Origin of the sequence: Modicisalibacter coralii, assembly GCF_004117855.1 — a bacterium.
GTDB classification, from domain to species: Bacteria; Pseudomonadota; Gammaproteobacteria; order Pseudomonadales; family Halomonadaceae; genus Modicisalibacter; species Modicisalibacter coralii.
In genome coordinates, this window is sequence record NZ_QWBW01000032.1 from 1 (window position 1) to 26755 (window position 26755).

Consider the following 26755-nt stretch of genomic DNA (forward strand, 5'->3'; position numbering starts at 1 on the left):
CCGCCGTGGCCGGGGCGCTGGCCGGCCTGGCGGGGGCGATCCTGCCGGGCTGGATCCTCCGCGGCAGCCTGGGCGATGCCCTGCTGGCGGCGAGCTTTCCCGGCGGCGCGCCGACCCTGGCGCCCTTCGTCGGGGCCCTGGCGGCGTCGGCGCTGGTGGCGCTGCTGGTCGCCGCGCTTCGCCCGCGTCGGGTCTGGCAAGTGGAGTGAGCCGCTTGCGGTGGGCGTGGCGTTTGCGTGGCACCCGGCGGGCTTTCAGACTGGACGCACTATGCTGACACCACAACGAACAGCCCCGAAGGAGATCCCATGAGCGATCAGCACAACCCGGACAAGCGCCGTCGCCATTCCGCGCCGGTGGTGGACGGCCCCGGCAAGGCCGCCAGTCGTGCCATGCTGCGGGCGGTGGGCTTTTCCGACGAGGACTTCACCCGGCCGCAGGTGGGCGTCGCCTCGACCTGGAGCCAGGTGACGCCGTGCAACAGCCATATCGGCGGTCTCGCCGACGAGGCGCGCGCCGGGGCCGACGCGGCGGGCGGCAAGGGCGTGATCTTCAATACCATCACCATCTCGGACGGCATCGCCAACGGCACCGAGGGCATGAAGTACTCGCTGGTCTCGCGCGAGATCATCGCCGACTCGATCGAGGCGGTGGCGGGCTGCGAGGGCTTCGACGGCGTGGTGGCGATCGGCGGCTGCGACAAGAACATGCCGGGCTGCATGATCGGCCTGGCACGCCTCGACCGGCCCGGGGTGTTCGTCTACGGCGGCACCATCCTGCCGGGCGAGAATCATACCGACATCGTCTCGGTGTTCGAGGCGATGGGCGCGCACTCCCGCGGTGACATCGATCGCATCGAACTCAAGCAGATCGAGGAAACGGCGATCCCCGGGCCGGGTTCCTGTGGCGGCATGTACACCGCCAACACCATGGCCTCGGCGATCGAGGCGCTGGGCATGAGCCTGCCGGGCAGTTCGGCGCAGAACGCCGTGTCGCAGACCAAGCGCGACGACAGCCGCGCCGCCGGCGCCGCGGTGCTCGAGCTCCTCGAGCGTGACATCCGCCCCCGCGACATCATGACCTTCGAGGCGTTCGAGAACGCCATCACCTTGGTCATCGCCCTGGGCGGTTCGACCAACGCGGTGCTGCACCTGATCGCCATGGCCAGCGCGATCGGCGTCGAGGTATCGCTGGAGGATTTCACGCGCATCGGCAAGCGCGTTCCGGTACTCGCCGACCTGCGCCCGAGCGGCCACTACATGATGAGCGAACTGGTGGCGATCGGCGGCATCCAGCCGCTGATGAAGACGCTGCTCGATGCCGGCCTGCTGCACGGCGACTGCCTGACCGTGACCGGGCGTACGCTGGCCGAGAATCTCGCCGACGTCGCGCCCTACCCGAGCGATCAGCGGATCATTCAGCCGCTCGACGCCCCCGTGAAGGCACAGAGCCATCTGCGCATCCTGCGCGGCAACCTGGCGCCGGAAGGGGCGGTGGCCAAGATCACCGGCAAGGAGGGCACGCGCTTCACCGGTCGCGCACGGGTGTTCGGTTCCGAGGAGGAGGCCCAGGCGCGCATCAACGATGGCAGCGTGGTGGCCGGCGACGTGGTGGTGATCCGCTACGAGGGGCCGCGCGGCGGGCCGGGAATGCGCGAGATGCTGACGCCGACCTCGGCGATCATGGGGCGCGGCCTCGGCGACGCGGTGGCGTTGATCACCGATGGGCGCTTTTCCGGCGGCAGTCACGGCTTCGTGGTCGGCCACGTCACCCCCGAGGCGTTCAACGGTGGCCCCATTGCGCTGATCGAGGACGGCGACGAGATCACCATCGACGCCGAGGCCGATACCATCGATGTCGCCCTGAGCGCGGAGGCGTTGGAGCGTCGCCGCGCCGCCTGGCGACAGCCCGAACCGCGCTACCGGCGCGGGGTGCTGGCCAAGTACGCACGCACGGTGTCCTCGGCCTCGCTGGGGGCGGTCAGCGACCTGCCGGAGTGAACGCCGTGACCACGCTGCACATCGCCACGCCGCTGGGCGTGATCGCCGACACGCACGGTCAGTTGCGCCCCGAGGCGCTGACCGTGCTGGCGGACTGCGAGGCGATCGTGCACCTCGGCGATGTCGGGGCGCGCGAGGAGGACCGGACGATCCTCGCGCGGCTTGAGGATCGGGCGCGGGTATTCGCGGTCCGCGGCAACATCGACACCGCCGGCTGGGCCGAGTCGCTGCCGGCGCATCTCGATCTCAACGTCAACGGCCGCCGGCTGCATCTGGTGCACGACATCGCCGACGTCGATGCCGCGACCGCCGCCGAGGTCATCCTTCACGGGCATTCCCACAAGCCGCGCAACGAATGGCGCGACGGCCGGCTGCTGTTCAATCCCGGCGCGGCCGGCCGTCGGCGCTTTCGCCTGCCGATCTGCGTCGGCAAGCTGTGGCTCGATGCCTCGGCGGTACGCGGGGCGATCGTCCACCTGCCGGTCTAGCCACGGACTTTTGCGCTTGGTTGGTTTTTCTTCGTCGTTATTCGTCGTGACGGCTAGGGTGGCGTGATTCGCGAGGAGGGCCCCTCCTGATCGACCACGCCGGCCACACTGTCGTGAATGGCTTCGAGATCGTCGGCGGAGAAGTGTTCCAGGCGTCCGGCGAGCAGGTCGCTGATGCGCTGGGTAGGGATGCCGGCGCGCCGGGCGATTTCCCGGTTGCCGAGTTCGGAGAGGGCGATGCGACGGGTCAGTACGCGCATCAGTCGGGTGCGACGTTCCATGTCTCTGACATCGAAATCGCGCTGCAGTGGGGTCGACTGCGCCGGTCTGGCACAGTCACTGCGTCTTCGTACCGGGTCCATGAGGCTCCATCGTCTGGCTATCGGACTGCCTCAGCATGCGAAATTTTTGCGGCTTAGGCCAGAGGAAATTGTCGCTTTTCGGGGTTTTTTCTTGTCGCCCGTCAAGCGCTCCCGCGAGAGTCGGTCGAGACGTCAGTCGCGCGGCGGCGTGGGTCGCACGAGAATCTCGTTGACGTCGACGTGGGCCGGCTGATCGACGGCATACATCACCGCATTGGCGATGTCGCGCGCCTCCAGGGCATTCTCGGGGACCTGATCGAAGAAGGGCGTATCGACCATGCCCGGTTCGATCAGGGTGACGCGGATCCCGCTGCCGCGCAGCTCCTCGCGCAGGTTGTAGCCGATGCCGCTCACCGCCCACTTGCTGGCGCTGTACATCGAGCCGGGTATGGTGGCGCGGCCGGCGGCGGAGCCGGTGAGCAGGATGTGCCCGTGGCTGCGTCGCAATTCGGGCAGCGTGGCCTGGATGGTCAGCCCCACCCCGTAGACGTTGGTCAGCAGCATGTCGCGCCAGGCGTGATGGTCTGCCTCGCTGAAGCCACCGGGTGAACCGCCACGGCCGGCATTGGCGAAGACCACGTCGAGGCGTCCGAAGCGTTCGACGGCCTGCTCGACCATGGCGCGCTGATCCTCCATGGACGTCACGTCGCAACTGACGGTCAGCACCTTTTCGGGGCCGAACTCCCGGGCGAGGGCCTCGAGCTTGTCCGCCGAGCGGGCGGCCAGCACCAGTTGGTAGTCGTGGCGATGGGCGGCGCGGGCGGTGGCGGCGCCAATGCCGCTGGAAGCGCCGGTGATCAGGAATACACGGTCGTTCATGGTCGTCTCCTCGGGCCAGTGTTTCCAGCATGGTAAGCCGCGAGGAGGATTGCAATGTCAGCCCCGGCACGTCGGGGATTGCGGCCGGGCTGGGGGAGCCGGCACGCCCGTGGCGGGCGCGCCGGTGCGGGCGGGGTTACAGCACGCGATCGGTGCGCAGGACGCTGGCCTCGCTATCGTCGAGGGTGTCCTCCTCGCCGTAGCGTGTCGCCCCGGAGCGCAGGGTGGCGCGCATGTCGAGATGCTGGGCCTCGGTCTCGTCGGGGAGCAGATGCTCGACGGCGGCCTTCTCCTCGAGGAGTTCCTTCTCGGTGGCGTCGATACGTTTCTGTCCCGCGTCGTCGATGGGCAGGCCCTGGACGATCTCGTAGCGGCCGTAGCGACAACGCACCGGGAAGGAGAACACGATGCCCTTGGTCACGCCGTAGCTGCCGTCGGAGACCACGCACATGCTGACGAAGTCGTCGTCCGGCGTGCCCTGGTACCAGTCGCGCATCTGGTCGATGGCGCCCTGGGCCGCGGAGGCGGCGCTCGACTGACCGCGGGCGGTGATGATCTCGGCGCCACGCTTCTGGACCCGCGGGATGAATTCGTCATCCACCCACTTGGGATCCAGCTCCGGCCAGATCGCCTGGCCCATGGCCTCGGCGTGATGCAGATCGGGGTACTGGCTGGCGCTGTGGTTGCCCCAGATGGCGACCTTCTTGATGTCGGCGCTGTTGAAGCCCAGCCGGTTGGCGATCATGCCCTTGGCCCGATTGTGATCGAGTCGGCTCATGGCGGTGAACTGGGCGGGTGACAGGTCCGGCGCGTTGCGGCTGGCGATCAGCGCGTTGGTGTTGGCCGGGTTGCCGACCACCAGCACCCGCACGTCGGGATTGGCGTGGTCGTTGAGCGCGCGGCCCTGGGCGCTGAAGATCTCGGCGTTGGCGGCGAGCAGGTCGGCGCGCTCCATGCCGGGTCCGCGCGGCTTGGCGCCGATCAAGAACGCGAAGTCGACGTTGCGGAAACCCTCCTCGGCGTTGTCGTGCAGACGAACGTTGTGCAGCAACGGGAAGGCACAGTCCTCGAGCTCCATCGCCATGCCGCGCAGCGCTTCCATGGCCTCCGGCCGCTCGATCAGTTGCAGGATCAGGGGCTGGTCGTTGCCGAACACCTCCCCGGCGGCAAGGCGGAAAAGCAGCGAGTTGCTGATACTACCGGCAGCACCGGTGACGGCAATGCGAAACGGGCGTTTCATACGGTCTTCCTAGGCTCGTTGAACGGTAGTGCGGACCAGCGGCTGGCTTCCCGCCGCCGGTCGCGCGATGACTCAATGATCGATGGTAGGTCTTTCGAGGTGAAACTTACCACCCTGGCAAGCATAGCAGGACTGAGCGCGATGCAACCGCACGCGTCCAACCCTGGCCGCTGCAAAGGATAGGCGCCTCGCCCCGAGAGTGTTGCCGGGTATACGGCACCCGGCGAAGGGGCGAGCGGGGCGTTGATTCATGTTTTCGCCATCCTTGCCGAAAAACCGGGTAGGGGAGGTCGGGGCGTTCGGCTCGCTAGGCATTTTCTGACGCGAATTCGCCCTATTGCGGGTTGCTTAATTCGTCCGGCGGGTGTTCGCTAAACAAGAGAAAACAAACATGCAAAGTCTGTAAACAGACCCGGCGCGAGGAGCGAAGTGATGTCGTGCGCTCCGGAGATCATCGGGCGTCTAGGTCTATCACCAGGGAACACAGCGGGGGCGTCGGCCTTGCCGAGCAGAGACCAGGACAGCGAACCAACGTGCCACCGAATACGCAGCGAGCAGGTCCGCATGCTCTACGAGGGTGTGTGGCAGCCGGTCGTCGCGAGCCTGTTGGTCGCCGCGTTGCTGGTCGGGGTACTCTGGCCGGTGGTCGCCCACGCCGAGTTGCTGGCGTGGTTCATCGCCATGCTCGTCGTCTCGCTGATCCGCCTGGACTGTGGCCGGCGTTACCGCCGTCTGCCGCCTGACGAACAGGCTCGGCCATGCTGGTTGCGCCTCGCCGCCGTCGGTGCTCTGGTGTCCGGCGCCCTGTGGGGGGCGGCGAGTCTCGCGCTGTTTCCCCATCAGTATCTGCAATACCAGTTGGCCCTGGTGCTCACCATTGCCGGCGTCGGTGCCGCCGGCGTGACGACGCTGGCGTCCGTCTGGTGGGTGGCGGCGCTGTTTCTGGTACCTCTCATCGCACCCTTGGCCCTCCAGTATGCCTGGGTCGGCAGCGGGCCGGCCTGGAAGCTCGCGACGATGGTCGCGTTGTTTCTGGCCTTCGTGCTGGTGGCCAGTTACCGCTTGAGTCGCGTGTTGCACGAGAACATCCGGCTCAAGGTCGAGATGGGGGCCCGCGAACGCGACCTGCGCGAAAGCGAGAGTCGCTATCGGGCGATCTTTCACGCCTCGCCGCTGGGGGTCTTTCATTTCGACCGGGATGGCCGGCTGATCGATTGCAACGACAAGCTGCTCGAGTTCATGGGTGCCACGCGAGAGCGAGTGATCGGTCTGGACCTGTTCGGCACGCTCGAGGATGCCCGCTTCATCCGCGGGATCAGCCAGGCGCTGTCGGTCGGCCAGGGCTATTTCGAAGGCGACTACACGTCGGTCCTGACCCGGGTCTCGCGGCCGTTGCGTGTGCTGTTCAGCGGCATCCGCGATTCCCGTGGCGAGATCACCGGCGGGGTGGCGGTGGTCGAGGATCTGACCGAGCACCGTCAGGCCGAGGCGACCATCCATCGCCAGGCCTTCTACGATCCGCTGACGGCGCTGCCCAACCGGCGTCTGCTGCTCGACCGGATCGACCAGACCCGGGTACGCTGTCGGGCGCGAGGCGAGCGCGGTGCCTTGCTGTTCGTCGATCTCGACCGCTTCAAGAAGGTCAATGAATCGCTGGGTCATGCGGCGGGCGACCAGATACTCACCGTCGCGGCCCAGCGTCTGGTCGCGCTGCTGCGCGACGACGACCTCGCCGCCCGGGTCAGCGGCGACGAATTCGTGGTGATGATCCCCTCGCTCAGGCATGACGACGACCAGGCCGGTGCTGCCGTCAGGCGTGTCGCCGAGCGCATCATGCAGGCCCTGTCGGTGCCCTACCGGATCGCCGAGCGGAGTCTCAAGATCACCCCGAGCATCGGTTTCGTGCTGTTCGGCGATGACGAGACAAGCGCCGTCGATCTGATCAAGCAGGCCGAGACGGCGATGTACCAGGCCAAGGCGGAAGGACGCGCCAGGGCCTGTCATTACCTGCCGAGCATGCATGTGGTCGCCCTGCAGCGCCTGACCCTCGAACAGGACCTGCGCCAGGCGCTCGAGAACCCGGGGCAACTGGAGCTGCATTACCAGCCGCAGGTGGACAGCGACGGGCATATCATCGGCGCCGAGGCGCTGCTGCGCTGGCACCATCCCAAGCGCGGCATGGTCTCGCCGGCCGAGTTCATTCCGGTGGCGGAAGAGAGCGGCCTGATCCTCGAACTCGGCGACTGGGTGCTGGTTCGGGCCTGCGAGACCCTGCAGCGGCTGGATGCCCGTTGCCTGCCGCGGCTGTCGATCAACATCAGTCCGCGTCAGTTCGGTCAGGCGAACTTCATCGAGGCCGTCGAGTCCTGCGTGAGTCGTTCGGGCATCGATCCGGCGCGTTTGCAGCTCGAGATAACCGAAGGGGTGCTGATCGACGACCTGTTCGAGACCATCGAGACGATGCGCATTCTCAAGGGGATCGGCGTGGGACTGGCGATCGACGATTTCGGGGTGGGCTATTCGTCGCTGTCCTATCTCAAGCGACTGCCACTCGACGAGCTGAAGATCGATCGCAGCTTCATTCAGGAACTCGACGACAGCAACGACGCGGCGATCGTCCAGGCCATCATCGCCGTGGCCGGGCATCTGCACCTGAGCGTGGTCGCCGAGGGTATCGAGACCGCGGAGCAGCAGGCCTTTCTCGAGACCCATGGTTGTCACTGCTTCCAGGGCTTCCGGTTCTTTCGGCCGATGCCGTACGCGGCGCTGCTCGAGGTCTTCGAGGAGCGCCGTCACGCCCACTCGAATCGTTGAGGTCCGGCCGACGTTCAGCGAGCGAGATCCGGTACGAGGTACAAAAGCATGGCGATAGCGGCGAAATGCGCCGGATACCAGGCCAGCCAGAGACGGCGCGGCATACGATAGCCGATCGCGGGGATTCGCTGTGAGGCGCCGATGGCCATCAGCAGGACGACCGTGGCGGTGGCGACCGTGAACGACTTGGCCATTGAGGAATGATTCATCAGCCCCGCCGTCAGCAGCAGTGGGAGGCTCGCGGCCAGGGACGATAGGCGTTCCAGCGGTGTCTCACTGGCGCGGTGCAGCGCGTGGATCGCCAGCATGTAGGCGGGGACCAGCAATAGCCCTTGATGCCCGTACTCCATCCAAGGACCCAGCCATAGCCAGACCAGCAGCGAACCGACCAGAACCGGAAGGGTGATGCGCCAGGTCGTGGTGGCGTCGCGGCGGGTGAGTTTGCGCAGCCAGCTGCCCCAGTACAGACCCAGTGTCAGGGTGAAGCAGATGTTCCACTGGAAGCCGTCGCGCGGCATGGTCAGATAGGGCAGTTGGGCGATCAGGCCGATGATCAGGATGCGTCGCGCGTAGCGCATTGGATCGCGGGTGTTGAACAGGGCGTGCCAGGCGACCATGCCGGCGAACAGCGGAAAGGCGATGCGGCCCAGCGACGAGCCGACCCAGTCGGCGTGCCAGGCCTCGGGCAATAGATAGCGCGTGACGTGGTCGAGGGTCATGGTGATCAGGGCGATCCACTGCCCCCAGCCAATCCAGGCCGAGGAGGGGCGGGCGAGTGCCCCGGGACGTGAAGAAACGGTGGTGCGCATAGCGGGCTCCATGGCATGCGACGCGCTACGATAGCGGGAGACTCCGCCGCTTGCCAGTGCCGGCGTGGTATCTGCGAGGGGCCGAAGAGCGGTGTCGATGCCAGGGAGCGGTCAGGATGCGTGGCGGTTTCGGATTCGATCTACGCAGCATGGAGATCTTCGTCGAAGTGCTCGAGCGCGGCAGCCAGACCGCGGCGGCACAGAGCCTGGGCGTGCGTCAGTCGACGGTCTCGCAGAGCCTGGCCAATCTCGAGGAGGCGATGGGTACGCCGCTGTTCAAGCGCCACTCACGGCCCCTGGAGGCCACCTCGGCGGGGCGCTTCTTCTACGACCGGGCGCGCAAGATGCTCGACGATGCCCAGGCGGTGCGCCGCGAGCTGCAGGGGCGTACCTACCGTCAGCTCCATCAGGTCCGGCTGGCGCTGGTCGATTCGCTGGCCACCGCGGTGGGCGCGCCGCTGATCGAGGCGATCAAGCGGCACACCAGCGGCTACACCCTGACCACCGGGCTGTCGCATCTGCATGGTCATGCGCTGTTGACCCGTCACGTCGACATCATCATTTCCGACGATCGCCTCGAGAACTACGACGGCCTGGAGCGCCACTCCCTGTTGCAGGAACCCTTCGTGCTGGTGTTGCCCGCTCACTGGTCGGGCCCGGTGGATAACCTGCGCTGGCTGTCGCGACGGCTCGACTTCGCCCGCTATACCCCGCAGTCGCTGATCGGCCAGGCCATCGAGCGTCACCTGCGCCTCAACCAGCTGGAGCTGCCGGCCCGGCTGCATCTCGACAACACCTTCGCGTTGCTGCGGATGGTCGACGCCGGCATCGGCTGGACCATCAGCACGCCGCTGTGTCTCTATCAGGCCGGGCTGGAGCGCCTGTCGCTGCGTGTCGCGCCGCTCCCCACCAGCGGGCTCGAGCGTGAACTGACCCTGGTCGCCCGTCGCGACGAACTGGCCGATCTGCCCGCCCAGCTCGCCCGCGATGCCCGCCGCCTGCTCGAGGCGCGCTTTCGCCACGAGCTGGCGGAGCATCTGCCGTGGCTCGCCGAACGGGTGCGGGTGCGCTGAGCCGGTGCTGGTCGCCCCATGCTGACGCCACTGACGCGGGTGTATGGCGCATCAGCGGGCATTATCGATTTTTCCGATAGTCGCCGCCACGCCCCGGTTGATGGAAGTTGCCGGTTTCCCGCGACCCTGACCAGACTCGCTCGTGGTATCGGTCGTTTCGCCGTTTTCGGCTTCGTGCCGCGTCTTCAGCGTTCCGGCGAGAGGACCGTCGTCATGGATCAGGCGGTGGAGCGGAACAATGACAAACAAGACGTCGAGCAGCATCCACTACAAGCAGGAAGATGCGAGCTATTTCGAGAAGCGTGGCCTGCGCCGTCACGCCGGGCCCTGGTCGCTGTGGGCACTGGGCGTCGGGGCGGTGATATCGGGGCACTATTCGGGCTGGAACCTGGGACTGGCCTCGGGCGGCTGGGGCGGCATGCTGGTCGCGACGCTCCTGATCGCGATCATGTACCTGGGTCTGACCTTCTGCATCGCCGAGATGTCGCCGGCCTTGCCGCACACCGGCGCCGCCTACTCCTTCGCGCGTTCGTCGATGGGGCCCTGGGGCGGCTTCGTCACCGGGCTTTGCGAGAACGTCGAATACATCCTCACCCCGGCGGTGATCGTGTTCTTCATCGGCGCCTACCTGACCGGCATCTTCGAGACGAGTCCCGACTTCCAGCCGGTCTGGTGGCTGGTCGGCTACCTCGTCTTCGTGGGGCTCAACATCGTCGGGGTCGAGCTCTCCTTCAAGGTCACCCTCAGCGTGACGCTGCTGGCGCTGGCGGTGCTGCTGGTGTTCTGGTTCAGCGCCTTCCCGCACATCGATTTCACGACCTGGGCCCTCGACATCGCTCCCGGCGGCGGCAAGCTGGAGGGCGGCCACGGCCCCTTCCTGCCCATGGGCATCGGTGGGGCGCTGGCGGCGATGCCTTTCGCGGTGTGGCTGTTCCTGGCCATCGAGCAACTGCCGCTGGCGGCGGAGGAATCGGTGGACCCCAAGCGCGACATGCCCAAGGGAATCATCCTGGGCATGATCACGCTGATCGTCTCGGCGTTCATGATCCTCTTTCTCAATCCGTCGCTGGTCGGTGTCGGCGCCTATGCCCTGGGGCAATCCGGCGAACCGCTGCTCGATGGCTTCAAGGCGATCTACGGCGCCGGCACGGCGAAGATCCTCGCCCTGGTGGCGATCATCGGCCTGATCTCGAGCTTCCACACCATCATCTTCGCCCAGGGGCGGCAGATCTATTCGCTGTCGCGGGCCGGTTACTTCCCGACCTTCCTGTCGGTGACCCATGGCACGCGCAAGACCCCGCACGTGGCGATGATCGTCGGCGCGGCGGTCGGCATGGTGATCATGCTGCTGTGCTTCTTCAGCCTGGGCGCGGCGCAGGGCTCGGCGGTGATCGGCGGCACGCTGCTCAACATGGCGGTGTTCGGCGCGATGTGCTCCTACATCGCCCAGGCGGCCTCGTTCATTCTGCTGCGCCGGAACCACGCCTACATGGAGCGCCCCTACCGCAGCCCGTTCGGCAATGCCGGCGCCTGGGCGACCATCGCCATCGCTCTGGTAACCATCTATTTTCAACTCAGTGACGGGACGTATCGCGTCGGGGTGGTCGGCGTGGCCGCCTGGTTCGCGGTGGGCATCCTCTACTTCGCCCTGATCGGCCGTCATCGTCTGATCCTGTCGCCCGAGGAGGAGTTCGCCGTCGAGCACGGCGAGCGGGCCTCCCAGGCCAAGGGGGCGGGCGCCAAGCCCTGACCCGTGCGCAAGACAACGACAAGGAAAGCGACAATGAGTGAAGGTCAAGCGAGGGCGGTGCGTACCGTCGAGGATGCCCGGCGAATCGTCGAGCAGCGCGGGCTCAGCCACGTCAAGGTAGGGATGTTCGACATCGATGGCGTGCTGCTGGGCAAGTACATGAGTCGCAAGAAGTTCTTCAGTGCGCTGGAGTCGGGTTTCGCCTTCTGCGACGTGGTCCTGGGCTGGGACAGCAAGGACGAACTCTACGACAACGTGCGCTTCACCGGCTGGCACACCGGCTACCCCGACGCGGCGTTGCGCATCGTTCCCGAGAGTTGTCGCGAGGTGCCTTTCGAGGGCGACATGCTGCTGTTTCTCGCCGAATTCGACGGCCCGGCCGGCGAACTCTGCCCGCGCGGTCTGCTCGAGCGGGTCCTTGCCCGGGCCGAGGGGCTGGGCTACGAGGCCTTCGGTTCGCTGGAGTACGAGTTCTTCCTGTTCCAGGAGACCCCCGAGTCGATCCGCGAGAAGGGCTTTCGCCACCTCAAGCCGTTGACGCCGGACATGATGGGCTACTCGATGCTGCGCAGTTCGGTGCACGGCGAGCTCTATCACGACCTGCTGGCGCTGGCCGAGAGCATGGACTTTCCCATCGAGGGCCTGCATACCGAGACCGGGCCGGGGGTTCTCGAGGCGGCGATCGGCGTCGACACGGCGCTCGCCGCCGGCGACAAGGGCGCGCTGTTCAAGACCTTCACCAAGGTCTGGGCACAGCGCCGCGGGCTGATGGCGACCTTCATGGCCAAGTGGTCGCCCGACTACCCCGGCCAGAGCGGGCACATCCATCTGTCGCTGCGCGAGCGCGACTCGGGGCGCTCGGCGTTCTTCGACGCCGACCAGCCGCACTGCATGAGCGACGTGCAGCGTCACTTCGTCGCCGGTCAGCAGCGCTTGATGCCGGAGTTCCTGGCGATGTTCGCGCCGACCATCAACAGCTACACACGACTGATTCCCGGCTTCTGGGCGCCCACCGAGGCGACCTGGGGCATCGAGAACCGTACCTGCGCGTTGCGGGTGATTCCCGGCTCGGACGTCTCGCAGCGCGTCGAATACCGCCTAGGCAGTGCCGACGCCAACCCCTACCTGGCGCTGGCCGCGGCGATCGGTGCCGGCCTCTACGGCATCGAGCAACGCCTAGAACCCGACGAGCCGGTCACGGGCAATGCCTACGAACAGCAGCACCCCGCCCATCAGGCGCTGCCGCGCACGCTGTGGGACGCGGCCCAGCGGCTTCGGGCCTCGCGGCCGGCGCGCGAGCTGTTCGGCGATGCCTTCGTCGAGCACTTCGCGGCGACCCGCGAATGGGAGGAGCGGGAGTTCCGCAAGCACATCACGGATTGGGAGCTGGATCGATATTTCGAAATCATCTGAGGAAACGATGAATACGCTATTGCGCTCCACATCTCGCACGCGGGCGGTGCTCGGATTCCTCACCTACTGGAGTAGGCTCCGGATCCTGCGCTCCGGCCGCGTACGACCTGCGTTCGCTCATAACGCGTCTTCAAGGTTTCCTGCGCGACTTCACTGAGAGAGAAAGTTGGATCATGACCCTACAACAAACGATTTCCCCGGTGGACGGCAGCGTCTACGTCGAGCGCGAACAGGCAACGCCGGCGCGCATCGAGATGGCGCTCGCCCAGGCCGTCGAGGCGCAGCGCCGCTGGCGCGAGGTGTCGCTGGACGAGCGGGCGCGGATCTGCCTGGCGATGGTCGATGCCTTCGTGGCGATGCGCGACAGGCTCTGCGAGGAACTGACCTGGCAGATGGGCCGGCCGATCGCCGCGGCGGGCGGCGAGATCGGTGGCTTCGAGGAGCGCGCCCGCGGCATGATCGCCCTCGCCGAGGAGGCGCTGGCACCGATCCGCCTGGCCGACAAGCCGGGTTTCACGCGCTACATCACCCGCGAGCCGCTGGGGGTGTCGCTGATCGTCGCGCCCTGGAACTTCCCTTTCATGACCGCGGTGAACGCCGTGGTGCCGGCGATCATGGCCGGCAATACGGTGATCCTCAAGCATTCCGCCCAGACGCCGTTGTGTGCCGAGCGTATGCAGGCGGCCTTCGACGCCGCGGGGCTGCCCGAGGGGGTGTTCCAGTTCCTGCACCTGTCCCACGAGGCGGTCGAGGCGGTGATTCGCGATCGGCGCGTGCGTCATGTGTCCTTCACCGGCTCGGTGGCCGGCGGGGCGATGGTCGAGCGCAATGCCGCCGGGCGCTTCATCGCCACCGGGCTGGAACTGGGCGGCAAGGACCCGGCCTACATCCGCGCCGATGTCGATCTGGATGCCGCGGTACCGGGGGTGCTGGACGGCGCCTTCTTCAATTCGGGGCAGAGCTGCTGCGCCATCGAGCGCCTCTACGTCCATCGCGAGATATTCGATGCCTTTCTCGAGCGGGCGGTGGCCTGGGTGCGCCAGTTGCGGCTCGGCAACCCCACCGATCCGCAGACCACGCTGGGGCCGCTGGTGCGCCCTTCGGCTGCCGATTTCGTGCGCCGACAGATCGAGGCGGCGGTGGCCGCCGGCGCCAGGGCGTGGATCGATCCCGGTGATTACCCGTTGTCGGCGCCGGGCAGTGCCTATCTGGCGCCGCAACTGCTCACCGGGGTCGACCACTCGATGGCGGTGATGCACGAGGAGAGCTTCGGCCCGGTGCTCGGCATCATGCCGGTGGACTCCGACGACGAGGCGGTACGGTTGATGAACGACAGCGACTTCGGCCTGACCGCGGCGGTGTTCACCCGCGACATCGACGCCGGCGAGGCGATCGCCCGGCGCCTCGAGGCCGGCACGGTGTTCACCAACCGCTGCGACTACCTCGACCCCGAGCTGGCCTGGACCGGCGTCAAGCAGTCGGGGCGCGGCTGCTCGCTGTCGCGGGTGGGGTACGAGACGTTGACGAGGCCCAAGTCCTTTCATCTCAAACATGCTTGAAGCCGTAAGCCGTAAGCCGTAAGCCGTAAGCCGTAAGCTGAATGGGGGTACTTAACGCTTACAGCTTCAGGCTCATGGCTCTAACGAAACGAGGTCCTTATGAGCCACCACGCTACCAGCCCGTTCACCACCACCTGGAACTATCCCGCCGAGATCCGCACCGGGGCGGGGCGCATTCGCGAGCTTGCCGAGGCGTGCCGGGCGCTGGGCATGACCGCGCCGCTGCTGGTCACCGACCCGGGGCTTGCCGAGCTGCCGATGGTCGCGTCGGCCGTCGAGCGCTGTCGCGAAGCGGGGCTCGCCTGTGCGGTGTTCAGCGCCATCAAGGGCAATCCCACCGGGCGTAACGTCGCCGACGGTGTCGCGGCCTTCCGCGATGGCGGCCATGACGGGGTGATCGCCTTCGGCGGTGGTTCCGGGCTCGATGCCGCCAAGGCGGTGGCGCTGATGGCCAAGCAGGCCGACGGGGTGTCGCTGTGGTCGCTGGAGGATATCGGCGACAACTGGAAGAACGCCGATGGCCGGGCGGTCGTCCCGGTGGTCGCCGTGCCCACCACGGCCGGCACCGGCTCCGAGGTGGGGCGCGCGTCGGTGATCACCGACGAGCAGGCCGAGGTCAAGCGGATCATCTTTCATCCCGGCATGATGCCCAAGACGGTGATCCTCGATCCCGAGCTCACCGTGGGGCTGCCGCCGGCGATCACCGCCGCCACCGGCATGGACGCGCTGTCGCACTGCATGGAGGCATGGTGTTCACCCAACTACCATCCCATGGCCGAGGGTATCGCGGTCGAGGGCATGCGCCGGATCCGCGACTTCCTGCCGGCCGCCCATGCCGACGGCGAGGATCGGGTGGCACGCCAGCAGATGCTGGTGGCCTCGATGATGGGCGCCACCGCCTTCCAGCGTGGCCTGGGAGCGATGCACGCCCTGGCGCACCCCCTGGGCGCGCTCTACGACGCCCACCACGGCACGCTCAACGCGGTGCTGATGCCCTATGTACTGCGGGCCAACGAATGCGCGATCGGCGAGCCCATGGTGCGCCTGGGGCGCTATCTCGATCTGCGCCAGCCGGGCACGACGGCGGTGATCGACTGGGTCCTCGAGTTGCGCGAGCGTCTGGGCATTCCACACAGCCTGACCGAGCTGGGCATCGATGGCGCCCGCGCCGAGCGGGTGGGGCGGATGGCCGTGGCGGATCCGTCGTCGGCTTCCAACCCGATCGCCTTCGATGCGCAACGCTACCAGGCGGTGTTCCTGTCGGCGGTGGAGGGACGCCTTTAGACTATTGGCGAAACCGCCACTTTCGCCAACCGAGGAGTCTGCGATATGCGAATCGGCCTGCTGCAGTGCGACGACGTCGACGAGGCGCTGCAGCCTCGTCACGGCAACTATCCCGAGATGTTCGAGCGGCTGTTCAGTGCCGTCGATCCGACCCTGGAATTTCGCGTCTGGCGCTGTCTCGACGGCGAGATTCCCGGGGATGTCGATGCCGTTGATGCCTGGCTGACCACCGGGTCCAAGTACGGCGTCAACGACGGCGATGCGTGGATCGAGTCGCTGTGTGCGTTCATCCGCGAGCTGTGGGCCGCCGACAAGCCGCTGGTGGGGATCTGCTTCGGTCATCAACTGATCGCCAAGGCGCTGGGCGGCGAGGTGGTCAAGAGCGAACGCGGCTGGGGCGTGGGGATGTCGTTCAACCGTCTCACCGAACGCGCCGAGTGGATGCAGCCGTGGCAGGAGGGGCTGGACCTGGTGGTCAGTCATCAGGATCAGGTGAGCCGACTGCCCGCCGGTGCCTGTGTGCTCGCCGAGAGCGACTTCTGCCCGATCTACGTGATGCAGGTCGGCGAGATCTTCCTCGGCGTGCAGGGCCATCCGGAATTCGCCAAGGATTATTCGGCGGATCTGATGACGCGGCGCCGTGACAAGATCCCCGGCAACCGGGTACGCGAAGGGTTGGCTTCGCTCAATGCGCCGGTCGACGACCAGTTGATGGTGCGCTGGATCCTCAACTTCATGCGCGAGGCGATCGAACGGCGCGCGGCGTGACGCTGCGAGCGGATAAAACGAGCGGCGGCACCCGCGAGGGATACCGCCGCTGAGGCGATGCACGGAAGATAAAGCAGTTTCCGTGCCAATCCGCCGAGGCCCGCGGCGGATGCGCCGGCAGCACGCAAGGGCGGGCAAGAGCGAGGGAGGTCGCCCGTCCGCGGTGCGGCTCGGGCTGGGTTCGCCCCGCAACGGTGCGCGGTCAGCGTTCGCTGGTCAGCCGCTGCATGTGCCAGGCATCGCGGCCGTCGATGGCCAGGTAGAGCAGCGGCGTTCGACGGTACCGCCAGAAGCGTATCAGGGCGCGCTGCTGGTGCTGGCGTCGGGTCTTCTCGCGGGCGAAGGCGTTGCCGTGCAGCACCACCAGATCGGCGTCGAGCAGCCAGCCGGGGGGATGGTAGGGCCAGCTGCGATGAATGGTCTCCAGCCAGGGTGCCGTCTCGCCCGAGACCTCGGGCTGCCAGTACCAGTGCTCGCGGGCGTTGCGAATGCCCCGGGCATCCCACCACAGGGCGCTCGCCGGCAGGCCGGACCGCCGCAACCGGCGGCGACGGGCGTCGCTGGGCAACAGGATGACGTTCTCGCGATGACGCACGCGCCAGGTCGTTCCGTCCCCCAGCCGTAGTGTGGTATAGGGCGCCATGAGGTGGGGATCGATGCGTGCCGCTTCCAGTCCGTAGTTCAACATGTCGCCTCCGGGTCGGTGTGGTGATGCCGTGCATCAAGCAATTTCATGGCCAACCGCGGCCTGTGGCTGTCTGTTCAGGGGCTTGGCCGACCCTTGCAACGGCGATTCGCGGTGACGCCGTATGCGCGTGATCGGCCGGCCGTTGTTGGCTGGTGTTGCGGGGACAGGCATTTCCCGAGTTGAGCCTCGGAGCTTGAGAACGTAGCCAGCGCTGAGGTGGTATCCGTCGGTTATCGCGGAGAGATATCAAAAGGACTGCATCGCCTCATGATGGCGTGGGGGAAATGGTTTGGTCATGATTCGTTGGGCTTGTCAATAGTCTGGTTCGGGGTGCCGCATTTGGAGCCTGATTGGTCGCATATAGTGTCGGAAGTTACGGGCTTTTGTGAGAATTTAAAGAAAGACAATCGACAATAACGAGGGCTGAAAATGACAAGAAAAAAACTTCTGATGGGCGTGTCTTCCCTGGTGCTGATGACTGCCGCCGCCAACGCCTGGTCGGATGCCAAGACATTGAAGTTTCATAGCGGGCTGGCGGAGTCGCGTCCCGAGGCGGCCTATCTGGAACGTTTTTCCGATCTGGTCGAGGCATATTCCGATGGCCAGTTGCAGGTCGAGGTTTACCATGCCGGTTCGCTGGGATTGAAAGAAGCCGACATGCTACGCATCATGCAGCGGGGCATGGTCGATATGGCCCTGATGTATGGCGAATACTACAACCGCGATGCGCCGGAAATGGCCTCGATCTATGCCCAGGGCGCCATCACCGAGGCGGAACAGCACCTCGACATCCTACCGACTCTGCGAGAACTGTATCGCGAGGGCTATGCCGACTGGGGCATCCATACTGTCGGCGGCGTCGTCGCGCCGGTCTTCGATGTGGGCCTGCACTGCAAGGAGCCGATCAACACTCTTGAGGGGCTGCGCGACAAGAAGGTCAGGGTGTGGTCCGGGCATCTCGTCGACACCTTTGAGCGGCTGGGGATTTCGGCTCAGGTCATTCCGCAGAATGACATGTACTTGGCATTGCAAACCGGTGTCGTGGATTGTGCCTACTATCTATCGACTGTGGCCAAGACCGTTTCCCTGCAGGAAGTGACCGACTACGAAGCGTATCTGCACCCTTGGGCAGCGTCACCCTGGATGTTTGGGGTCAGTGACAAAACCTGGAATAACCTGGACGAACAGCAGCAGCAGGCCTTGACCCGAGCCGGTGAGGAGATCTGGGAGGAGACCCGTGAAAGCGCGGTGGATCCGGAGCGCGAAGCTCAGGCCCGTAAGGAGCGCGAGGCCATGGGTATCACCATGCTGCCGGCGTTCTCGGATGAGGATGTGAAAACCTTCGTCGATGCGGCTTGGGCGGCTTGGCACGACATGGCCAGTGAGGCTGGAGACGATGGTATCCGCTACTACGAAACGGTGACCAACGAGCTTCAGGATGATGCCACGTAGGTCGTTCGCGAGAGGGGCGCTGGGATGAAAGTCTTGTCTGTGGGGTTGGACAGACTGGTATATGGGATATTCCTGATAGGCGTGTGTGGTGGGGTGTTCATGACGGGCCTGGTGCTCGTCAGCACCCTGATGCGATACCTCGCCGGGAGCCCCATCGGATTTTCCGATGAGCTTTCCGGTCTGCTGTTTCTCTCGCTCTCGTTCCTGTCATTACCCCATGTGCTCAACACCAGTCAGCACATTCGGATCGACCTGCTGGTGCGCACCTTTTCCGAAAGAATGGCCGTGGCAGCGGATATCATTGCCAATGCGATTCTGGTCATCTTCGCCGGCATCTTCGCCTACCAGTCTTGGGATTTCATGATGTTCTCCTTCCAGATCGAGTCACGTTCCGAGATCAGTGGCGTTCTGCTGTGGCCTTGGATGGCGCTGATGCCCGCCTCGATGCTGCTGTGTATTCTGATCGTCGTGAGGAATGGTCTGCGTAGCCCTGCTCGAAACGAAGGTACGGCATCCGGAGATCACTCGTCATGAGTTGGGCGATCCTCAGTGTCAGTCTGCTGGTCTTCCTCGGCAGTGGTGCCGTGCTTGGCGCTGCCCTCGGTCTGACCGGGTTCATTCTGCTGCATTTCCAGGCCGGCGGTGCATCGGCCTTGGCGATAAATTCGGCCTGGAATCTACTGACCGAATTCACGCTCAGTGCCGTACCGCTGTTCATCTTTCTCGGAGACATCCTGCTGGCCAGTGGCGTTTCCACGCGGGTCTACAATGGTCTCACCCCGCTCTTTCGGCGAGTGCCGGGCCAGCTACTGCATACCAATATCGCGGTTTGCACGCTGTTCGGGGCGGTGAGTGGCTCGAGCACCTCTACGGCGGCGGCCATTGGCTCGGTCGGTTACCCCGAACTGAGCCGTCGTGGCTATTCGCCCAGCATGATCGTGGGGACTCTGGCGGCCGGTGGGACGCTGGGATTGCTGATCCCGCCCAGCTTGGCCCTGCTGATCTACGGCGCGACCCAGAATGTCTCGATCGGCAAGTTGTTCCTGGCGGGTATGTTGCCTGGCCTGATGATCGCCTTGGCGTTCTTTGCCTGGATCATGATTCGGTCGAGTATCGGCAGTTCCGTCGCACCGACACGCGATGGTGAAATGGATTGGCGGGCAGTCAGGCGAGGTCTGCTGGAAGTCTGGCCATTGCCTATCCTGATCTTCTTCGTGCTGGGCACCATCTATATGGGCATTGCAACCCCCACCGAGGCGGCCGCGCTGGGGGTGTCGGCCAGTATCGTGCTCGGTATGACGTGGGGCGATCTCACGACCAGGAAACTGTGGGAAGCCTTCAAGCACGCATCGATGATGTTTGGCGCCATCGCCATGATCCTGATAGGAACCGTGATCTTGTCACAGGCAGTGAGCCTGCTTGGCTTGCCCAGGGCCGCCGTCGACTCGATCGCTGGTCTGGGGCTGGGTCGCTACGGCATCTTGCTGATGATCGTGCTCGTATACCTGGTGCTTGGGTGTTTCTTTGACGGGATATCCCTGCTCCTGATGACTCTGCCCATCACATTCCCCATGGTTACCAGTCTGGGCTTCGATCCTGTCTGGTTCGGTGTCATCGTGACGCTGCTGATGGAAATCGGCATGATCACACCGCCCGTGGGCCTCAATCTTTTTGTACTTTGCTCGATAACCCGCAATGAGGTGGCGCTCCCCGAGGCTGCCATGGCCTCGCTACCCTATTGGATGATTCTGCTGGCGGCCGTTGGCTTGTTCACCGCATTACCCGATCTGGTTCTCTGGTTACCTAATCTTTTTTAGGTGGCCCTCGGTAGATGCCTTGAATATTTTCGTCTATTCTTGAGGCGCGCAGATTTTCGTTTCCGCTGATGTTGCCCGAGTGAATTTCGCGGCATTTCCGTCGACTGCCAGACTTGATCTGGCGTTGGCCGAGTTTTTAATATTTTTTGTTTGGTGGGTCCGGATTTAAATGACAATAACTTCCGGTAAAAAAGTATGGTGATTCGCTCGCGATTCGAGAGTCCTTTAGTTGATAAGAATAGGGCTTTTATCAATGAGGGGGAGGCTGGAAAACGTCGCGTCGTCAGGCGTCGATTTGCTTTCTTGCTATTTGATAATTTTTCCCTGATGGCTTTGACAGGCGCACTGGACGTTCTTGTTACGGCTGAACTCGTGAAATCCGATATCGATTATGATTTTGTCGTCGTGAGCCTCGATGGCAACAAGGTTGTCAGTGATCTGGGGCTTGAAATTACCGCTGATTTACCCTTGGACTCCCTGTCGGAGAAAGATTTTGATTATATATTCCTGTGTGGCGGGTTTCGTCTCGAGTTGCGCTCTTCTTCCACTCTCAGAAACAAGCTTAAAGCGGCGGATCATGCAGGCTGTATTCTGGGTGGGTTGTGGAATGGTGCGTATTTTATCGCCGAGGCCGGGTTGTTGAATGGCTACGAGTGTGCTTTCCATCCCGATGGCCGGGCCATGATGGCGGAAGAGTTTCCGGATGTCGGTATTTCGCAGAGAAACCATGTGATTGATAGGGATCGGGTAAGTTGTGCAGGCGCGAACAGTTCCCTGGACATGATGCTGTCGATTATCAATGCAGACTGTGAAAAAGGGGTCGTCAGTGCCGTCGAAGAGATCTTGAGCTGTGACAAGATGGCAGAAGTGGTCGACGTGTCGGCCATGGGTATAGACCGGGACATGACGCTCCCCCAATCGTTGAAGAGTGCGCTGGAGCTGATGCGCCACAATATCGATGAACCCTTGACGATTGAAGATCTGGCCGCCTTCGTGAATATTTCAAGGCGTCAACTGGAGCGCCTGTTCTTCAAGCACCTCGACGCCACGCCCTCACGCTATTACCTTGAACTGCGATTGACTCGGGCTCGTCAACTCTTGCAACAAACCAACAAATCGCTGACCGACATCGCCGTGGCCACCGGGTTCGTCAGTATTTCTCATTTCAGGCGCTGTTTCGGTCGGTTGTTCGGTATCTCTCCGGGGCGCTTCCGCAAGGGGCATCGCGAGGTCCGATGAGAACCGACTGGTGAGGTGGTGTAGCTTACCGTTGTGGCGGCCCGGAGCCGTTGTGGTTCGGCAAGAGGCCCATTTCCCGACTGTATGCTGTGCCGCACCATGCGTTGACTGTCGGCCAGGATGTGATGCCATGGAAAGGACTCGGGCTTTTTCCGCCCAGGGTAATAAAGGGCCGTGGTGTAGAATTTACGGCTTACGGGGTTCTGTCCTCGGGTTCTTGGCAAGCGGGATGGCATGGGACGGTATCTAAAGGAGGCTGTGATGAAGATCGGCGAACTGGCGCGTCAGACCGCCTGCCAGGTGGAGACGATTCGCTACTACGAGAGAGAGGGCCTGCTGCCCGAGCCGTCACGCAGTGCCGGTAACTACCGGCTCTACGACGCCACACACGTGGAACGCCTGACCTTCATCCGCCACTGCCGGGCGCTCGACATGACCCTCGGCGAGATCCGTACCCTCTTGATGCATCGCGATCATCCCGAACGCGACTGTGCCGAGGTCAACGCACTGATCGATGAGCACATCGGCCACGTGGAGACGCGCCTGGCCCAGCTCGCGAGCCTGCGCCAGGCGCTCGTCGATCTGCGGGCGCGCTGTCGCGGCGATGGCGAGACCGGCGCCTGTGGCATCCTGCGTGAGCTCGCTCAGCCCGCCGACGAGGAGAACACCGATACGCCGCCCACCACGGCGGTGGAGCATATCGGCGGTACCCACGCTCATTGAGACGGGCGGTAGGTGGCGGGCTAGAGCCAGTTCTTGTGCTTGAAGTACAGATACGGTGACACCCCGGCGGCGACCATCAGCCCCAGCGCGAAGGGGTAGCCGAACGGCCAGGAGAGTTCCGGCATGTACTCGAAGTTCATGCCGTAGATGCTGGCCACCAGGGTCGGCGGCAGGAAGACCACCGCGGCGATCGAGAAGATCTTGATGATCTGGTTCTGCTGGATGTTGATGAAGCCCTGGGTCGAGTCCATCAGGAAGTTGATCTTGTCGAACAGAAAGGCGGTGTGGCTCATCAGCGTCTCGACGTCGCGCATCACCTCGCGGGCGGTTTCCTGAATGTCGCCGTGGCCGCGCAGGTGGCGAATCAGGAACGACACCGAACGCTGGGTATCCATCAGACACAGACGGATCTTGCCGTTGCTGTCCTCGAGCTTGGCGAGCTGGTCGATGGCATCCTCGAGGTCCGAGTCCTCTTCCTCGAGCACCAGGTGGCTGACGTCCTCGAGCTTGCGATGGATGTCCTCGAGGGTGTCGGCGAGATTCTCCACCTTCTGCTCGAAGATCGTCATCATCAGGTTCTGGGCCGAGTCGGCCTCGACCTGGCCGCTGCGCGCGCGCAGCCGTAGAAGGCGAAAATCGGCGAGTTCGCAATCGCGGAAGGTGATCAGTCGTTCCGGCTGCAGGATGAAGGCCACCGTGGTGGTGCCATGGCGCCCCTCGCTCTGCGACAGGAACAGCGAGTGCACGTGAATGCCGTCGGCATCGACGAAGTAGCGTGCCGAGGACTCGATCTCCTCGACCTCGTCGGTGGCGGGCAATTCGTCGGCGAGAAAGGCATTGAGCCGTTCGCGCTCGGCGTCGTCGGGTTCGTGGGCGTCGATCCAGGTGGCCTGCCCCAGGCGGCTGGCCAGGGGCTGGGTCTCTTCGGTGACTTCCTTGATGGTCTGGCGCTGCAGCTGAAAGGTGCGAATCATCGACGGCCCTGAGTGATTGCGTGGATGCGCACAGAGTAGGCGTTCGAGCCCGTCAAGCCAACCGAGCTGGCAGGCGGGAAGGGGAAATGGAAGTCCGGGAGGAAAGGGAGCGGGGAGGCGGGCGCCCCGGCATGGCCGGGGCGGGTCGGCTTACTGCTGGTTCTCGAAATACTTGTTGTAGATCTCTTCGTAGGTGCCGTTTTCCTTGAGGGTGGCGAGTGCCTCGTTGAACTGCTTGGCGAGATCCTCGTCACGCTGGCGGAAGGCGATGCCGAAACCGTCGCCGAAGTATTTCTTGGGCTTGGTGATCATGCTGCCGACCACCTTGTAGTTGCCATCCTCGCTGTCGAGCAGGGTCGACTTGCCCACCGGGAAGTCGAGGAAGACGATGTCCAGGCGCCCGGCTTCCATGTCCAGCACGATGTCGTCGGCGGTGGAGTAGCGATTGATGTCGGCGACGCTGCCGTACATGTCGGTGGCGTAGTTGTCCTGCAGGGTGCCACGTTGCACGCCGATGGTCTTGCCCTCGAGGGTCTCCTTGGCGGGGACCTGGATGTCACTGTCGGCCGGCACGAACCAGGCGGACGGCGGGGTGAAGTACGGATCGGAGAACAGCACCTGCTTGCGACGCTGATCGTTGATGGTCATCGAGGACATGATGGCGTCGTACTTGCGCGCCTTGAGCCCGGGGATGATGCCGTCCCAGCCCTGGACGGTCCAGGTGCACTCGATGCCGATCTCCTGGCACAGGGCGTTGCCCAGATCGATGTCGAAACCGGTCAGTTCGCCGTTGGGCAGACGATATTCCATCGGCTCATAGGGGACGTCGACACCGAAGCGCACGGTGTCGTAGTCGCGGGCCTGGGCGGTGCCGGCGACGATCGCGGCACCCAGCAGTGTGACGGTGAGCAGTTTTTTCATCGGAAACATAACCCCTGTTTCTTGTAGTGAACGACCCCGGGCAAGCCCCGCCGGGTCGATGACCCGTTCACGGTATATCACCTGCTTACGGGTCGGAAGAGGAAAAAGTGTCGCGGGCGACAGTTTTCCAACGCGCGTTTGATCTCGTGATTCAGGATTGCGGCTTGAGATGCGCCAGCAGCCGGCCCTCCAGGAAGCGGAACAGATAGAGGATGGCGAACGTCAGGCACAGATAGATGGCCGCGACGAACAGGAAGGCATCGAAGGGCGCGTAGAAGCGGGCATACACGAAGCGCGCCGCGCCGGTGAGGTCCATGATGGTCACCACGCTGGCGATGGCGCTGGCGTGGAGCATGAAGATCACCTCGTTGCCGTAGGCCGGCAGCGCGCGACGGAAGGCGCTGGGCAGCACGATGCGCCGCATCATCTTGGCCCGGGACATGCCGTAGGCCCGGGCGGCCTCGATCTCGCCGCGGGGCGTGGCCTTGATCGCGCCGCGGAAGATCTCGGTGGTGTAGGCCGCGGTGTTCAGCGTGAAGGCGATCAGCGCCGGGTAGAAGGGCTTGTCGAGGATGACCCACAGCCAGGTGTCCTGGATGCCCTCCACGAAGACCACGCCGTAGTAGATGATGTAGAGCTGGATCAGCAGCGGCGTGCCGCGRAACACGTAGGTGTAGGCGAAGATCGGCCACTTCAGCCAGGGCCGGGACGAGCTGCGGCCGATGGCCAGCGGCACGGCCAGGACCAGGCCGATCAGCAGCGACAGCAGCACCAGCTGGGCGGTATTGGCCAGGCCGTGCAGGTAGTAGCCCAGCGTCTGCGCCGTGAAGATCTCGTTGCCGGCGAGCAGCTCGGTGAACCAGGCGTCGAGTCGTTCCATCATGCGCTCGTCTCCCCGAAGCCGACGTTGTAGCGTTTCTGCAGTCGCGCGAAGGCCCACTCCGAGACGCTGGCGATCAGCAGGTAGATCACCGCCACCGGGATCAGGAAGGTGAACGGCTCGTGGGTGGCCTTGGCCGCCTCCTCGGCGACGCGGACCATGTCGGTCAGGCCGATCACCGAGACCAGCGCGGTGGTCTTGAGCAGCACCATCCAGTTGTTGGACAGCCCCGGCAGGGCGTGACGCATCATCTGCGGGAAGCGGATGCGGCGGAACATCAGCGACTCGGACATGCCATAGGCGCGGGCCGCCTCGATCTGGCCGCCSTCCACGGCCATGAAGGCSCCGCGGAAGGTCTCGCCCATGTAGGCGCCGAAGATCAGGCCGATGGTCACCACCCCGGCGACGAACTCGTTGATGTTGATGAAGATGTCGATGTCGAACTGGTCGTAGAGCCAGTCGGTGATCAGGTTGACGCCGATCTGGCCGCCGAAGAACAGCAGCATCATCAGCACCAGGTCCGGCACCCCGCGGATCAGGGTGGTGTAGAGCGTGCCGATGCGATGGAGGAGCCAGTTGCGCGACATCTTGGCGGTGGCGGTCGCCAGCCCCAGGACGATGGACAGCAGCAGCGACAGCAGGCCCAGCTCGAGGGTGACCAGGGCGCCCTGGAACAGGCGCGGCCCGTAACCTTGCAGGTCGATCATGAGACGTGTCTCCGGTGGGCTCAGAACTTGGGCGCCAGGAACTGCTTGAGACGCTCCGAACGCGGATTGCCCAGCACCTCGGCGGGGGGCCCGGCTTCCTCGACGCGCCCCTGGTGCAGGTAGATGACCTGGCTCGARACGTCGCGGGCGAAGGCCATCTCGTGGGTCACCACGATCATCGTGCGGCCCTCGTCGGCCAGATCGCGCATGACCTTGAGCACGTCGCCGACCAGCTCCGGGTCGAGCGCCGAGGTGGGCTCGTCGAACAGCATCACCTCCGGCTCCATGGCCAGGGCCCGGGCGATCGCCCCGCGCTGCTGCTGGCCGCCGGAGAGCTGGGCGGGGTAGTAGTCGGCGCGCTCGGCCAGGCCGACCCGCTCGAGCAGGTCGCGGGCATGCGCGAGGGCCTCCTTCTTGGGCTTGCCGAGGACGTGGACGGGGGCCTCGATGACGTTCTCGATCAGCGTCATGTGGGCCCACAGGTTGAAGCCCTGGAAGACCATCGCCAGCTTGGCGCGGATGCGCTCGACCTGTTTCCAGTCGGCGGGCTCGCGACCGTGGCGGGTCTCCTTGAAGCGGATTGCCTCGCCGTGGACGATCAGCTCGCCCTCGTTGGGCATCTCGAGCAGGTTCATGCAGCGCAGGAAGGTGCTCTTGCCGGAGCCGGAGGCCCCGATGAGGGAGATCACGTCGCCCTGGTGGGCCTCGAGGGACAGGCCCTTGAGGACCTCGTTGTCGCCGAAGCGCTTCTTGAGGTTGCGCACGTCGAGCGGAAGGGGTGTGTCGGCCATTGTCGGGCTCCAGTGACGGGTCTCGCCGCGGTGCGGCGCATTCGAAACGAGGCTAGCGTGGCTGGCGCGAAAAAAGCAGCGATTCTAACAGGCGCGCCGGCGAGCACCAGAACCTGTCGGGAAAACCCGGTTGCGACTTTGGTCGATCATTTTAGTCGGGATCATGGGAAAAACCTCTGCCTTG

Annotated in this window: 24 protein-coding genes and 1 pseudogene; 15 read left to right on the forward strand and 10 right to left on the reverse strand. The window is 64.7% G+C overall.

Translation table 11 applies throughout. The features are described 5' to 3' along the window. The 3 genes and pseudogenes from D0901_RS16405 to D0901_RS16415 all read left to right on the forward strand — a co-directional run. Positions 1-209, forward strand: a pseudogene (locus D0901_RS16405) (sodium:solute symporter); the annotation flags it as partial. 99 nt (positions 210-308) lie between these two features. Then, the gene (gene ilvD, locus D0901_RS16410) at positions 309-2000 is read left to right on the forward strand and encodes a dihydroxy-acid dehydratase (RefSeq protein WP_129141377.1); all 1692 of its coding nucleotides are present in this window, start codon (positions 309-311) and stop codon (positions 1998-2000) included. A gap of 5 nt (positions 2001-2005) precedes the next feature. Continuing rightward, complete coding sequence (locus tag D0901_RS16415; protein ID WP_203234885.1) at positions 2006-2488, forward strand: metallophosphoesterase family protein; 483 nt, start codon at positions 2006-2008, stop codon at positions 2486-2488. Positions 2489-2541: 53 nt separating this feature from the next. On the opposite strand, the gene D0901_RS16420 is transcribed toward D0901_RS16415, so the two are convergent. From D0901_RS16420 to D0901_RS16430, 3 genes are all read right to left on the reverse strand, one after another. Next, complete coding sequence (locus D0901_RS16420) at positions 2542-2769, reverse strand: XRE family transcriptional regulator (RefSeq protein WP_233440452.1); 228 nt, start codon at positions 2767-2769, stop codon at positions 2542-2544. A 213-nt stretch (positions 2770-2982) separates the two neighbouring features. Further along, complete coding sequence (locus tag D0901_RS16425; protein ID WP_129141379.1) at positions 2983-3669, reverse strand: SDR family oxidoreductase; 687 nt, start codon at positions 3667-3669, stop codon at positions 2983-2985. A 136-nt stretch (positions 3670-3805) separates the two neighbouring features. Then, positions 3806-4909: a malate dehydrogenase gene (locus D0901_RS16430; protein ID WP_129141380.1), complete on the reverse strand. Its 1104-nt coding sequence runs from the start codon at positions 4907-4909 to the stop codon at positions 3806-3808. Between the two features lie 564 nt (positions 4910-5473). Here D0901_RS16430 and D0901_RS16435 point away from each other — a divergent pair. Then, complete coding sequence (locus D0901_RS16435) at positions 5474-7723, forward strand: putative bifunctional diguanylate cyclase/phosphodiesterase (RefSeq protein ID WP_129141381.1); 2250 nt, start codon at positions 5474-5476, stop codon at positions 7721-7723. Positions 7724-7737: 14 nt separating this feature from the next. Here D0901_RS16435 and D0901_RS16440 read toward each other — a convergent pair whose 3' ends face one another. Then, the gene (locus D0901_RS16440; RefSeq protein ID WP_203234886.1) at positions 7738-8532 is read right to left on the reverse strand and encodes a TraX family protein; all 795 of its coding nucleotides are present in this window, start codon (positions 8530-8532) and stop codon (positions 7738-7740) included. A 116-nt stretch (positions 8533-8648) separates the two neighbouring features. Between D0901_RS16440 and D0901_RS16445 the strand changes: the two genes are divergently transcribed. From D0901_RS16445 to D0901_RS16470, 6 genes are all read left to right on the forward strand, one after another. Beyond that, entirely contained in the window at positions 8649-9605 is a 957-nt protein-coding gene (locus D0901_RS16445) for a LysR family transcriptional regulator (protein ID WP_129141383.1), read from the forward strand. A 238-nt stretch (positions 9606-9843) separates the two neighbouring features. After that, entirely contained in the window at positions 9844-11355 is a 1512-nt protein-coding gene (locus D0901_RS16450; protein WP_129141384.1) for an amino acid permease, read from the forward strand. A gap of 33 nt (positions 11356-11388) precedes the next feature. Then, positions 11389-12768, forward strand: coding sequence for a glutamine synthetase family protein (locus tag D0901_RS16455; RefSeq protein WP_129141385.1), 1380 nt, complete (start codon positions 11389-11391; stop codon positions 12766-12768). Positions 12769-12941: 173 nt separating this feature from the next. Beyond that, complete coding sequence (locus D0901_RS16460; RefSeq protein ID WP_129141386.1) at positions 12942-14327, forward strand: aldehyde dehydrogenase family protein; 1386 nt, start codon at positions 12942-12944, stop codon at positions 14325-14327. Between the two features lie 99 nt (positions 14328-14426). Next, on the forward strand, positions 14427-15611 hold the full coding sequence (locus tag D0901_RS16465) for an iron-containing alcohol dehydrogenase (protein ID WP_129141387.1): 1185 nt from the start codon (positions 14427-14429) through the stop codon (positions 15609-15611). Between the two features lie 45 nt (positions 15612-15656). Beyond that, positions 15657-16379, forward strand: coding sequence for a glutamine amidotransferase-related protein (locus D0901_RS16470; RefSeq protein ID WP_129141388.1), 723 nt, complete (start codon positions 15657-15659; stop codon positions 16377-16379). A gap of 202 nt (positions 16380-16581) precedes the next feature. Here the strand turns inward: D0901_RS16470 and D0901_RS16475 are convergent, their stop codons facing one another. Continuing rightward, entirely contained in the window at positions 16582-17067 is a 486-nt protein-coding gene (locus tag D0901_RS16475) for a hypothetical protein (RefSeq protein ID WP_129141389.1), read from the reverse strand. Positions 17068-17496: 429 nt separating this feature from the next. On the opposite strand from D0901_RS16475, the gene D0901_RS16480 reads away from it, so the two are divergent. The 5 genes from D0901_RS16480 (at position 17497) to cadR (ending at position 22298) form a co-directional block, all read left to right on the forward strand. Then, on the forward strand, positions 17497-18519 hold the full coding sequence (locus D0901_RS16480; protein WP_129141390.1) for a TRAP transporter substrate-binding protein: 1023 nt from the start codon (positions 17497-17499) through the stop codon (positions 18517-18519). A 99-nt stretch (positions 18520-18618) separates the two neighbouring features. Continuing rightward, positions 18619-19053 (forward strand): TRAP transporter small permease, encoded by a 435-nt coding sequence (locus tag D0901_RS16485; RefSeq protein ID WP_233440453.1) that lies wholly within the window; start codon positions 18619-18621, stop codon positions 19051-19053. After that, a complete protein-coding gene (locus tag D0901_RS16490; protein WP_129141392.1) occupies positions 19050-20336 on the forward strand; it encodes a TRAP transporter large permease in 1287 nt (428 codons plus the stop codon). Before D0901_RS16485 ends, D0901_RS16490 begins: the two co-directional genes overlap by 4 nt. Positions 20337-20531: 195 nt before the next feature. Further along, positions 20532-21575 carry a GlxA family transcriptional regulator gene (locus tag D0901_RS16495; RefSeq protein WP_129141393.1) on the forward strand — a complete coding sequence of 348 codons (1044 nt, stop codon included), beginning with the start codon at positions 20532-20534 and terminating at the stop codon, positions 21573-21575. Between the two features lie 261 nt (positions 21576-21836). Continuing rightward, positions 21837-22298, forward strand: coding sequence for a Cd(II)/Pb(II)-responsive transcriptional regulator (gene cadR, locus D0901_RS16500; protein WP_129141394.1), 462 nt, complete (start codon positions 21837-21839; stop codon positions 22296-22298). Between the two features lie 20 nt (positions 22299-22318). Here the strand turns inward: cadR and corA are convergent, their stop codons facing one another. The 5 genes from corA to D0901_RS16525 form a co-directional block, all read right to left on the reverse strand. Next, positions 22319-23272, reverse strand: a complete 954-nt coding sequence (gene corA / locus D0901_RS16505; RefSeq protein ID WP_129141395.1) for a magnesium/cobalt transporter CorA — start codon at positions 23270-23272, stop codon at positions 22319-22321. Between the two features lie 150 nt (positions 23273-23422). Further along, positions 23423-24193, reverse strand: coding sequence for a transporter substrate-binding domain-containing protein (locus D0901_RS16510; protein WP_129141396.1), 771 nt, complete (start codon positions 24191-24193; stop codon positions 23423-23425). A gap of 151 nt (positions 24194-24344) precedes the next feature. After that, positions 24345-25073 carry an ABC transporter permease gene (locus D0901_RS16515; protein ID WP_129141420.1) on the reverse strand — a complete coding sequence of 243 codons (729 nt, stop codon included), beginning with the start codon at positions 25071-25073 and terminating at the stop codon, positions 24345-24347. After that, complete coding sequence (locus tag D0901_RS16520; RefSeq protein ID WP_129141397.1) at positions 25073-25780, reverse strand: ABC transporter permease; 708 nt, start codon at positions 25778-25780, stop codon at positions 25073-25075. Before D0901_RS16520 ends, D0901_RS16515 begins: the two co-directional genes overlap by 1 nt. A gap of 20 nt (positions 25781-25800) precedes the next feature. After that, the gene (locus D0901_RS16525; protein ID WP_129141398.1) at positions 25801-26571 is read right to left on the reverse strand and encodes an ABC transporter ATP-binding protein; all 771 of its coding nucleotides are present in this window, start codon (positions 26569-26571) and stop codon (positions 25801-25803) included. Positions 26572-26755 lie beyond the last annotated feature (184 nt).

Excerpts from the sequence above, each read along its gene's own strand:
- ilvD (WP_129141377.1), top strand. The coding sequence starts at position 309 with ATGAGCGATCAGCACAACCCGGACAAGCGCCGTCGCCATTCCGCGCCG.
- D0901_RS16420 (WP_233440452.1), bottom strand. The coding sequence starts at position 2,769 with ATGGAACGTCGCACCCGACTGATGCGCGTACTGACCCGTCGCATCGCC.
- D0901_RS16425 (WP_129141379.1), bottom strand. The coding sequence starts at position 3,669 with ATGAACGACCGTGTATTCCTGATCACCGGCGCTTCCAGCGGCATTGGC.
- D0901_RS16430 (WP_129141380.1), bottom strand. The coding sequence starts at position 4,909 with ATGAAACGCCCGTTTCGCATTGCCGTCACCGGTGCTGCCGGTAGTATC.
- D0901_RS16435 (WP_129141381.1), top strand. The coding sequence starts at position 5,474 with ATGCTCTACGAGGGTGTGTGGCAGCCGGTCGTCGCGAGCCTGTTGGTC.
- D0901_RS16440 (WP_203234886.1), bottom strand. The coding sequence starts at position 8,532 with ATGCGCACCACCGTTTCTTCACGTCCCGGGGCACTCGCCCGCCCCTCC.
- D0901_RS16445 (WP_129141383.1), top strand. The coding sequence starts at position 8,649 with ATGCGTGGCGGTTTCGGATTCGATCTACGCAGCATGGAGATCTTCGTC.
- D0901_RS16450 (WP_129141384.1), top strand. The coding sequence starts at position 9,844 with ATGACAAACAAGACGTCGAGCAGCATCCACTACAAGCAGGAAGATGCG.
- D0901_RS16455 (WP_129141385.1), top strand. The coding sequence starts at position 11,389 with ATGAGTGAAGGTCAAGCGAGGGCGGTGCGTACCGTCGAGGATGCCCGG.
- D0901_RS16460 (WP_129141386.1), top strand. The coding sequence starts at position 12,942 with ATGACCCTACAACAAACGATTTCCCCGGTGGACGGCAGCGTCTACGTC.
- D0901_RS16465 (WP_129141387.1), top strand. The coding sequence starts at position 14,427 with ATGAGCCACCACGCTACCAGCCCGTTCACCACCACCTGGAACTATCCC.
- D0901_RS16470 (WP_129141388.1), top strand. The coding sequence starts at position 15,657 with ATGCGAATCGGCCTGCTGCAGTGCGACGACGTCGACGAGGCGCTGCAG.
- D0901_RS16475 (WP_129141389.1), bottom strand. The coding sequence starts at position 17,067 with ATGTTGAACTACGGACTGGAAGCGGCACGCATCGATCCCCACCTCATG.
- D0901_RS16480 (WP_129141390.1), top strand. The coding sequence starts at position 17,497 with ATGACAAGAAAAAAACTTCTGATGGGCGTGTCTTCCCTGGTGCTGATG.
- D0901_RS16485 (WP_233440453.1), top strand. The coding sequence starts at position 18,619 with ATGACGGGCCTGGTGCTCGTCAGCACCCTGATGCGATACCTCGCCGGG.
- D0901_RS16490 (WP_129141392.1), top strand. The coding sequence starts at position 19,050 with ATGAGTTGGGCGATCCTCAGTGTCAGTCTGCTGGTCTTCCTCGGCAGT.
- D0901_RS16495 (WP_129141393.1), top strand. The coding sequence starts at position 20,532 with ATGGTGATTCGCTCGCGATTCGAGAGTCCTTTAGTTGATAAGAATAGG.
- cadR (WP_129141394.1), top strand. The coding sequence starts at position 21,837 with ATGAAGATCGGCGAACTGGCGCGTCAGACCGCCTGCCAGGTGGAGACG.
- corA (WP_129141395.1), bottom strand. The coding sequence starts at position 23,272 with ATGATTCGCACCTTTCAGCTGCAGCGCCAGACCATCAAGGAAGTCACC.
- D0901_RS16510 (WP_129141396.1), bottom strand. The coding sequence starts at position 24,193 with ATGAAAAAACTGCTCACCGTCACACTGCTGGGTGCCGCGATCGTCGCC.